Origin of the sequence: Desulfotomaculum copahuensis (assembly GCF_001655685.1) — a bacterium.
GTDB lineage: Bacteria > Bacillota > Desulfotomaculia > Desulfotomaculales > Desulfovirgulaceae > Desulfotomaculum_G > Desulfotomaculum_G copahuensis.
Genome location: NZ_LYVF01000184.1, coordinates 64862 through 74641 on the forward strand (window position 1 = coordinate 64862; position 9780 = coordinate 74641).

The 9780-nt window shown below is 56.7% G+C and carries 8 protein-coding genes and 1 other RNA gene; 4 read left to right on the forward strand and 5 right to left on the reverse strand.

The genetic code is table 11. From position 1 onward, the window contains the following. Positions 1-31: 31 nt before the first annotated feature. Positions 32-2074, forward strand: a complete 2043-nt coding sequence (locus A6M21_RS14810; RefSeq protein ID WP_151191965.1) for a sodium-translocating pyrophosphatase — start codon at positions 32-34, stop codon at positions 2072-2074. 345 nt (positions 2075-2419) lie between these two features. Beyond that, entirely contained in the window at positions 2420-2815 is a 396-nt protein-coding gene (locus A6M21_RS14815; protein ID WP_242868866.1) for a PaaI family thioesterase, read from the forward strand. A 315-nt stretch (positions 2816-3130) separates the two neighbouring features. On the opposite strand, the gene A6M21_RS14820 is transcribed toward A6M21_RS14815, so the two are convergent. From A6M21_RS14820 to tatA, 5 genes are all read right to left on the reverse strand, one after another. Beyond that, on the reverse strand, positions 3131-3916 hold the full coding sequence (locus A6M21_RS14820) for a 4Fe-4S dicluster domain-containing protein (protein ID WP_066670296.1): 786 nt from the start codon (positions 3914-3916) through the stop codon (positions 3131-3133). Positions 3917-4188: 272 nt separating this feature from the next. Continuing rightward, positions 4189-5790, reverse strand: a complete 1602-nt coding sequence (locus tag A6M21_RS14825; protein WP_066670299.1) for a [FeFe] hydrogenase, group A — start codon at positions 5788-5790, stop codon at positions 4189-4191. Between the two features lie 29 nt (positions 5791-5819). Further along, a complete protein-coding gene (gene tatC / locus A6M21_RS14830; protein ID WP_066670385.1) occupies positions 5820-6605 on the reverse strand; it encodes a twin-arginine translocase subunit TatC in 786 nt (261 codons plus the stop codon). Positions 6606-6726: 121 nt separating this feature from the next. Continuing rightward, entirely contained in the window at positions 6727-7902 is a 1176-nt protein-coding gene (nrfD, locus tag A6M21_RS14835; RefSeq protein WP_066670308.1) for an NrfD/PsrC family molybdoenzyme membrane anchor subunit, read from the reverse strand. 25 nt (positions 7903-7927) lie between these two features. Beyond that, the gene (gene tatA, locus A6M21_RS14840) at positions 7928-8149 is read right to left on the reverse strand and encodes a twin-arginine translocase TatA/TatE family subunit (RefSeq protein WP_066670310.1); all 222 of its coding nucleotides are present in this window, start codon (positions 8147-8149) and stop codon (positions 7928-7930) included. 507 nt (positions 8150-8656) lie between these two features. Between tatA and smpB the strand changes: the two genes are divergently transcribed. Both smpB and ssrA read left to right on the forward strand, forming a co-directional pair. After that, positions 8657-9112 (forward strand): SsrA-binding protein SmpB, encoded by a 456-nt coding sequence (smpB, locus tag A6M21_RS14845; RefSeq protein WP_066670387.1) that lies wholly within the window; start codon positions 8657-8659, stop codon positions 9110-9112. 185 nt (positions 9113-9297) lie between these two features. Further along, positions 9298-9649, forward strand: a transfer-messenger RNA (tmRNA) gene (ssrA, locus tag A6M21_RS14850). Positions 9650-9780 lie beyond the last annotated feature (131 nt).

Here is a 9780-nt window from a genome sequence, read left to right on the forward strand (position 1 = left end):
GAAAAATTGGGGATGAGGAGGGTATTAAAGAGTGCAGGAATCCATAACGTTGGCTTATTACAGCGCCGCCGCCGGCGCGCTGGGTTTGCTATTCGCGTTGTTTACCATGGCCAGCGTGTTGAAGGAGCCCATGGGCACGCCGAAGATGAAAGAGTTGTCCGAGGCCGTGCAGGAAGGCGCCATGGCTTACCTCAACCGGCAGTATAAAACATTGATCCCCTTCGCACTGGTAATTTTCGTCCTGCTATTTTTTGCTCATAATGGTATTTCCCTGGCCATTTCCTTCCTGGTGGGCGCTATTTGCTCCGCCATTGCCGGTTATATCGGCATGAACAGCACCACCAAGTCCAACGCCCGCACCACCGAGGCCGCCCGCAGCAACGGCCTGGGCAAGGCGCTGAACGTTTCCTTCCGGGCCGGTGCCGTGATGGGTCTTTCGGTGGCCGGCTTGGGTCTTTTAGGGGTGTCCGTGCTGTTTCTTATTTTCAAGGACGCCGTGGTAATCAACAGCTTCGCTTTCGGCGCCAGCGCCATCGCGTTCTTCGCCCGTGTCGGCGGCGGTATTTACACCAAAGCGGCTGATGTGGGCGCCGACCTGGTGGGCAAGGTGGAAGCCGGCATTCCGGAAGACGATCCGCGCAACCCGGCCACCATTGCCGACAACGTGGGCGACAACGTGGGCGACACGGCCGGCATGGGCGCCGACCTGTTCGAATCATACGCCGCCACCACCATTGCGGCCATGATCCTGGGCAACAGCATTTTCGGACCCAAGGGTGCCTTTTTCCCGCTGCTGGTGGGTGCCATCGGCATTGTGGCGGCGATCATCGGCACCTTCTTTGTGCGCACCGGTGAAGGCGGCAACCCGCAGGCCGCTTTGAACGTCGGCCTTTATACCACCAACCTGCTCACCGCCATCGCCGTGTTCTTCCTCGGCCGTTCCGTGTTCGGTGCCACCGAGGGCACCGGCATTTTCCTGGCGGTGCTGGCCGGCCTGGTCACCAACGTGCTGGTCGGTACGCTTACCGAATACTACACCTCCAACTTGAAAAAACCCTGCCTGCGTATTGCCGAAGCCTCCAAGACCGGTCCGGCCACCAATATCATTCATGGTCTGTCCGTCGGCATGGAGAGCGTGTTCTTCCCCATGCTGGTGTTTGCCGCCGCCATCTACTTTGCTTATTGGGCGGCCAGTTGGGGTGATCCCGCCCACGCCATTTACGGCATCGCCATGGCGGCCATGGGCATGCTGTCCACCGCCGGCATAGTGGTGGCCATGGACTCCTTCGGTCCGGTGGCCGACAACGCCGGCGGCATCGCCGAGATGGCCGAACTGCCGCCGGAAGTCCGGCAGATAACAGACAAACTGGACTCGGTGGGCAACACCACCGCCGCCATTGCCAAGGGCTTTGCCATCGGTTCGGCCGCCTTGACCGCGCTGGCCCTGTTCCAGGCATTTGCCGACGAAGTGGCCCGGAATCCGCGCCTGCAGAGCCTGCTGGTGGGCGGCAAACTGGTCGTCAACCTGAACAATCCGCTGGTGCTGGTCGGTCTGTTCATCGGCGCGTCCATGCCCTTCCTGGTTTCCGCCATCACCATGCGTGCGGTGGGTGAAGCCGCCTTCGGCATGGTAAACGAAGTGCGCCGCCAGTTCCGTGAAATCCCCGGCATCATGGAAGGCACCGGCCGTCCGGACTATGCCCGCTGCGTGAGCATCGCCACCGGTGCGGCGATCAGCAAGATGATCCTGCCCGGCCTGCTGGCCGTGGGTGTGCCGCTGATCGTCGGTTTCGGCCTGGGCGCCCTGGCGCTGGCCGGCTTCCTGTCCGGTCTGACCGCCACCGGCGTTCTGATGGCCCTCTTCCTGGCCAATGCCGGCGGTTCCTGGGACAACGCCAAGAAATATATTGAAGCTGGCAACCTGGGCGGCAAAAAGAGCGAGCCGCACAAGGCCGCCGTCATCGGCGACACCGTTGGCGACCCCTGCAAGGATACTTCCGGTCCGGCCATGAACCCGCTGATCAAGGTGGCCGGTACCATTTCGCTGATCATCGGTTCCATGCTTTTACACTAAGCCGGATACAAAAAAGAAGAGCTGTTCCGCCGGGTGAAAGCCCGGCGTTTTTGTCTTTATTGCGCTTGCCGGCCGTTGGCAGGAAATTGCAGCCGTTTGGAGAATAGGTGGTGTAACATGATTTGTTTAAGTTAGGTTGGTAAGAATAGTAAAAGCAACATGATGGTGAATAATTTGGAAAGCACTATCGATGCCCAAATTTTATAAAGGAATTTGCAGTGCTAATTTATAACTTTTCAGCGCTGTGCCTTTGCAGGATAAGGAGATACCTGCCGTTGGAAAAAGAGTGGAAGGTCCTTCTTGAAAAAGCACTGTACATGCAAGAATGTGACGAGGTGATACCGTTTGTCCGCCTTCAATAAAGACGACCATATGTGTTTTGCCTGCAGCCCGCGCAATCCAATCGGTCTGCATTTGCAGTTCAGCCTCGAAGATGGCGTCTGCCGGACCACTTTTACCGCCGGGGAAGTACACCAGGGCTGGAACGGCTGTATGCACGGCGGGCTGATTGCCACCCTGCTGGACGAAGTGATGGCCCAATGGCTATGGCTGCAGGGGATTGCCGGCATGACGGCGGAAATGACTACCCGGTTCAGCCGGCCCGTACCGGTGGGAGTGCCCCTGGAGGTAACAGCGCGGCAGACGGGCGGCCGGGGACGGCTGTTCGAACTGGCTGCCGAGATCGCCCTGCCTGACGGGCAGGTGCCGGTGCATGCCCGGGCCAAATTTTTAAAAGTGTGATCGGCCAAACGCCGGCGCAGTTTATGGAATACCATAATTAAAATTCTTGCGCGTGCCGGCCGGCCATATTGATGATTACCGGCGTTGGATCACTGCAGCCGGCTCTCAAAAAAATAGCGCAGGAGAATACCCTGCGCGTCAATAAAAGGATTTATGAGAGAGGAGAGAAAGGAGAGGCTTGCCTCTCCTTTGCTCACGGGAGAGCATATAAACCAGGATAACGAATATTTACTTTCTGCAGACAGCACCCGGAATCTCCTGATCTGGCCAGCCTGTTATGAACTCCGGCCGGCTTCCCATCCGTGCCGGTGTCAATTAGATTATCTTTTTCTTGCCCTGCTCTTCTTTCTCCACTTCACCGCGCCGCCGGTTGTAAAAATACATGCCGGTTAAAAGCGCGCCCCAGCCGACGGCAATGCCCGGCGTCCAGCGTAAAACCCGTTCGGTATAGCCGGGCAGGGGCTTTTTCACCACCCCGGTGTTGAAGCCCAACTGCTGGAAGGGTACGTCCGTCAGGTAGAGCCAGGATGTGCCGCCCGCTTCATTTTCACCGTAAACATAATTGGCGTACAGATCCGGTGCCTGGGCGATGCGTTTGTGTGCCTCCTTGAGCATGGCATCCCGGTCGCCGAAGGTCAGCGCGCCGGTCGGGCAAACGCTGACGCAGGCGGGCATTTCGTTCTTGGCCACCCGGGAAAGGCACATCTGGCACTTGCTGATTTTGGGGAAAACCTGATCCCACTCGTATTTGGGGATGTCGAAGGGACAGGCCAGTATGCAGTAACGGCAGCCGACACAAAGTTTGGCGTTGTAGACCACCGGCCCCTCCGGCGTTTTTTGCAGTGCTTTGGCAAAGCAGGCCGAGGCGCAGGCCGGTTCCAGGCAGTGCATGCACTGATTTTTGACAAACCGGCGCACCTTTTCGCCTTTATAGTCAACTGTATGTGCTTGAACTACCGTCCACTGGCCGGCTTCCAGTTCGTGCTTTTCCGCGCCCGTTTTTTCCGGCGGCAATTCGTTGTACAGCCGGCAGGCCACGGAACAACTTTCACAACCCACGCATTTGGTCACATCTACTAAAACAGCCTTTCCCTGGGCCATGGATAAACCTCCTTAACAGGATCCTGATTGTGTCCACTCCGGGAGTTTATGCCCCGGCGCCGGATTTGTCCGCCGGCACGGAAGTTTTTATATCAGACGCCTGTATACCATTACGGTGCCATTTATTCCACTACGTCCTTGACGCCTGAAAAGCGCGGCGGCGGAATCTCCGCTGTGGTAAAGCATCAGCAGTTTCTATTCCGTCAGGTGCAACCCGTCGCAAATGGTAAGGGAACTGTTCATAGCCGTGCCGGAATAAAAAATTCCGGTGGCTACGCCCGGGAAGCGGCCGGGGCGATCTTGACGGTGACCGGTTTCAATTCCTTGGCCCGGGAAAGATATTCCGTATGCAGCAGTTTTTCAGACAACTCACCGAGCGGGTGTCCCAGAAAGTCCTTGTACAGGGCCATTACTTCATCGTTTTCGAAACTGTCGCGTTTGGGCCAGCGCTGGTCGGCGCTGTACAGCGCGGCGGCGCGTTTTTGCCGGATTTCATCGGTCGGCGGCACGGCACTGCGCGGTTGTCCGCCGCCGCTGATGCAGCCGCCCGGGCAGGTCATGAATTCCACGAACACCCACGGGGCCTGTCCCCGGCGCACCGCCTCCAGTACCTGCCGGCCGCTGGCCATGCCCTGGCAGACGGCCACCTTGACCGTCCCCGCGCCGGGAATGTCCACCGCCGCCTCTTTGACCCCCTGCAGGCCGCGCACCGGCGTGAAGTTGAGCAGTTGCGCGGGGGGCTTTTGTCCGGTGATGGAGAAATAGGCCGTGCGCAGCGCCGCCTCCATCACACCGCCGCTGGCGCCGAAGATGATGCCGGCGCCGGTGCCCTCGCCCAGCAGGCGGTCGTAATCCGATTCCGGCAGTTGAGTCAGGTTGATCTGTCTGGCCTTTAGAAGCTGTGCCAGTTCCCGGGTGGTCAGCACATAATCCACATCCCGCAGGCCGGGCTTGTTCCAGTAGCGGGCGGCGGCGTCCATTTCCGGGCGGGAACATTCAAACTTCTTGGCCGTACAGGGCATGATTGAAACCGATACAATGCTCGCCGGGTCGATGTTATTCCGGCGCGCGTAATAAGTCTTGGCCAGCGCGCCCAGCATCTGCTGCGGTGATTTGCAGGAAGACATGTGGGGCAGCAGGTCCGGATAAAAATACTCGCAGAATTTAATCCAGCCCGGCGAGCAGGAAGTAAACTGGGGCAGCGGTTTGTTGATCTTGCCCTTGATCCGCCCGAGCAGTTCGGTGGCTTCTTCCATGATGGTCAGATCGGCGGTGAAGACGGTGTCCGTCACCGCTTTGAAGCCCAGCCCGCGCAGGGCGCTGACCTGCTGACCGGCCACCCAGCTGCCGGGAGGCAGGCCGAATTCCTCGCCCAGAGCCACCCGGGTGGCCGGGGCGGTCTGGGCCAGCACGAACTTGCTTTTATCCTGTAGCGCCTGCAGTACGTCTGCCACATTGCTGCGTTCGCTGATCGCACCGGTGGGGCAGTTCAATGAGCACTGACCGCAGTGAATGCAAATGGTCTTGTCCACTATGGGCAGCTTGTAATAGCCGAAAACGCTTTCCACATGCTTGCATGTCTCCAGACACTGGCCGCATAAAATGCATTTATTGTCATCGCGCACGATGGACGGGTTGTCGTCGTCAATGGGCACCCGGCCGCGCACCTGTGCCTGCCAGTCTCCCGGCACGTTGTACTGGTAGGGCAGCCAGCCCTGACCGCCGGCAGCCACGTAACCGCCGGCATACTGTGCCGCCCGGGCTTTCCCCGGCAGTGCGGTCATACCGCCCAAACCGGCCAGACCGAGGCCGGCCATCATTTTTAAGAATGTGCGGCGGGTGATTTCCTTTTTTTCCTCCTGGTGCTCGGACATGTAAACTCCTCCACGAAATCATTTAAAAATTATTTCCCCGCGCAGGCCGCAATGCCGTCGCCGGCACCCGCCATTTCTTCCCGGCGCCGCCGGCGGCGCCGCTGCCATTCCACCAGGCGCACTATTTCGGCGCTCAGCTCGTAGAGCAGGTACATCGGACCGGCCATGATCATCACAGTCATGATATCGGGTGTGGGAATCAATGCCGCCGAGATGACCACCACGCTCACTATGGCCGCCTTCCGGCCCCGGACCATGGTCCGGTAGTGCAAGACGTCCAGCCGGGCCAGGAAAAGCGCGGCCAGGGGCATTTCAAAAACCAGACCGAAAGGCAGCAGGAAGGTGATGGCAAAGGAGACATATTGGCCGATGGTCAGCATCGGCAGCAGTTCCGGGCCGCCGAAGCGCAGTAAGAATTGCACGCCCAGCTTGAAGACGAACAGGAAGCTGAAAGCGACGCCGGCGATAAACAAGAGGTAGGATACAAACACAAAGACGGTGAAATAAAATTTTTCCCGGCGGCGCAGGGCCGGCATGACAAAACCCCAGACCTGCCAGAGAATCACCGGCAGGGCGGCCAAAAAGCCGAGGAAGAAGGACAGTTTGATCTTGGTAAAAAGAGCTTCGGTGATGCCGATATAAATCACCTTGTGTCCGGTGGCTGTTACCGGTTGGAGCAAGACGGCCATCACCCGGTCGCTGAAAATCCAGCAGGCCGCCGCCAGTACAAAGGTGGTTACAATGGATATAATCAGCACCCGCCGCAATTCTTCCAAATGCGCCAGGGTGGTCATTTCCCCTGCTTTTTTAAACATTTCCCCCATCCCCTGTCCTTCGTTTACAACACAGACGTCCCTGCAATTTAGCTCAGGTCCGGTTTTTTATAAAACTTCGCCGTTAGAAAGCGGATATGACGTTATCCGGTGTCGCGCAAAATTATGCCGCCGCCCGGGTGGAACCTTCCTTTTCTTGCTGCACATCCCGCCCTTGGGGCAAAATGTTGAAATTCTCCACCACAAACAGGTAAACCAGCACCCCCAGGGCGACTATGCCGATACTGACCGCCCACTCGATGAAAGATGGGAAGTAATGGCCGCCCAGGGAACGGGACATGCCGGTAAAGACCACATTCATCCGGTTCAGAATCAAGCCGGCCGTCACCAGTACGCTGAAAACAACCTGGCCGGTGCGGCTGGTCCGCCAGGCCGGCACTGCAAAAATAAGCAGGGGAATGATGATGCCACCCAGCATTTCGAGCAGGAACATGTGCCCCTCCAAAGTGTTCTGGAAGGCCAGGTTGAGCACGCCGCGGGAAACCAGATCGTAAATCTTAAGCAGCAGGTAGAAGACCATCATGAAACCGGTTACTTTAATCAAACCGTTGTAAACTTGAGGTTCCGGCGTGCTGTGATGCACTTTGCCGCTCAAGGAAGTCTCCAGCATCACCATGGCCGGGCCGACAAAGAAAGACGAGGTCAGGAAAAACAATGGTAAAAACGGCGACCACCAGAGGGGGTAAAGCTTGCCCACTTCGATTAAGTACAGCGAGCCCAGTGAAGACTGGTGCAAGGTGGGCAGCACAATACCGATGATAAACAGCACCGGCAGGATTTTTTCGAAAAACCGGTGCAGTTTGGCCGTGCCCACTTTTTCAGTGGCGATGTGCCCGAATTCCAGCAGCTGGATTAAAGTGTACAGGGAAATACACCAGAACACTTCGAAAAGCACACTGTGGTAGCCCCAGGAGACAAAGGGTCGCCAGAAGTTGAACCAGCGTCCGATGTCCATGAACAGGCCGAAAAGGACCAGCAGGTAGCCGATTAAAGAGGTGAGCAGGGCACTGCGTGCAATGCTCTTGAACTTTGCTACATTGAGCACATAAACCAGCAGGCAGGTGCTGTAGCCGCCTCCGGCCAGAGCCACCCCGGTGAGGACGTCGAAGCCGATCCACAGTCCCCAGGGCCAGTGATCGTTGAGATTGGTGACCGCGCCGAGACCGGCGGCCAAACGGTAGGCCGACAGCGCCAGGCCGAGCAGGGCCAGGGCAATCAAGACGCAGCGGGTGGGCGTGAGGGGGAAACGCCAGCGCGCCGCCCCTTGCTTTGTTTCCATTCAGAAGCACCCCTTCAAGATTTCTTTATTTCTTTTCCGTGGCTTCAGCCAGTTGCGCTGCCGCTGGTGCGCCGGCCGGTTTCGGTTCTTCCTTTTCTTCCAGCGCGCCGGAAGTGGCCCGGCGGAATTCGCGCACCATTTTACCCATTGCCTTGCCCGCCTCGGGAAGCTTGCCCGGTCCAAAAACAATCAGGACGACAATCAGGATCAGGATCAGGTGGGTAGGTTGCATGATACCATCAAACATTATGTTCACCTCCTTGTCTGGTAGAATTATTGCTTCAAGCCAACCCTTGCCCTAAAGAAAATTTATTAAAAGACAATCATAATAAAAAGTTATCTTTATAACTATAGATTAACTAAATTTATCGAAAAGCTTAATGCAACTTTTCTGATATGTAAATAAGATTACGCCGAATGGTTGATGTGTGGCGCCGAGCGGTCGTTTATGGACTTTGAACTGCAATTTGCGCCTTTCCCGCCTGCTGGTGCCGTTATCCGGAGTGGTTAAATTTGGAGCAGATGCCGGTCACGGATGGCGTAATGCAATAGTATGACTATGATTTGCTTTGAGTTTTCCATCAGTTTTTTCAGCGTATTTTTAAATCATATTCCGGGATATTTTTGCTCGCCGTCCTTCTTGACAATTAACCCGATCCTGTTATAATGATTTTAAGCGGTTTACATTAGAGGAATTAATTTTTTCGGCCCTTCCTGTGCAGGAGAAGGGCCGCTCTTGTCCGGGGTGGCATTGATGCCGGAAAAAGTGATTACAGCGAACAGAAAAGCCCGTCACGACTACCATGTGCTGGAAACCTACGAGGCGGGGATTGCCCTTACCGGCACGGAGGTTAAATCGCTGCGCGCGGGCCGGGCCAATTTGCAGGACAGTTTTGCGCGCATTGAAAATTCCGAACTAATGTTGTATAATATGCATATCAGCCCTTACGATCAAGGTAACCGCTTCAACCACGAACCAAAGCGCACGCGTAAACTGCTCATGCACCGGCAGGAAATCATGCGCCTGCTGGGCAAAAGCAGGGAAAAGGGGCTGGCCATCATCCCGCTCAAGCTCTACTTCAACGGGCGGGGGAAGGCCAAGGTGGAACTGGCCCTGGCCAGAGGGAAAAAGCTGTATGACAAACGCGAGGACATGGCCGCCAGGGATGCAAAAAGGGAAATGGAGCGCGCAGTGCGGGGAAAGCAGTAAAATTTCTATCCGGTTGGGCGGGGCATGATGCATTGGAGGACGGTTCAGCTGTTTGCAGTTTTGACAGCATTTCAAACGGTTGAATGCACCGGCGGTGTGCGGAAAATGTTAGGGCGTGCCTTGCGTGGCATCCATGAACCGGATTCTTGATGCACAGAAATGAAGTTGGCAGGTTAACTATTCATGGGGGCGAAATGGTTTCGACGGGGGAATTGGTGGCAGGAGCAGCGAGCCGGGGTTCCATCTGCCCGCAATACGGTGGGAAAACATTAATTGCCAACAACGAATACGCTTTAGCTGCTTAATCGCAGTTAACATCCTGCCCGCGCCGGGCCCGTGACCCGGGACAGGGTGTCAGACTAACGGGCTGGCTGCCGGATCAATTCTCGGAGAACCGGCGGGACACTCATCGAGATAGCGTCTGAGGAGGCCGGCTGCGGCCGCCGAAGGGGCGAAATCTAAAGCGCAGCCTGCGCTCGGAGAAACTCCTGTGGTCGTTCTTCCGGACGGCGGGTTCGACTCCCCCCGCCTCCACCATTCAAATCAACAGTAGTTCAACAAACTTCTGGATCAACCTCTTGCAGGTATCCAGTTTTTTTTTGCAGCAGAAGCATGTTTGCCTGAAGGTACACGGTCACGCTGTCAATATTAGCGGGCGATTCGCAGCC

Coding starts and splice junctions, on each gene's coding strand:
- A6M21_RS14820 (WP_066670296.1), bottom strand. CDS start 3,916: ATGGCCCAGGGAAAGGCTGTTTTAGTAGATGTGACCAAATGCGTGGGT.
- A6M21_RS14825 (WP_066670299.1), bottom strand. CDS start 5,790: ATGTCCGAGCACCAGGAGGAAAAAAAGGAAATCACCCGCCGCACATTC.
- tatC (WP_066670385.1), bottom strand. CDS start 6,605: ATGTTTAAAAAAGCAGGGGAAATGACCACCCTGGCGCATTTGGAAGAA.
- nrfD (WP_066670308.1), bottom strand. CDS start 7,902: ATGGAAACAAAGCAAGGGGCGGCGCGCTGGCGTTTCCCCCTCACGCCC.
- tatA (WP_066670310.1), bottom strand. CDS start 8,149: ATGTTTGATGGTATCATGCAACCTACCCACCTGATCCTGATCCTGATT.
- smpB (WP_066670387.1), top strand. CDS start 8,657: ATGCCGGAAAAAGTGATTACAGCGAACAGAAAAGCCCGTCACGACTAC.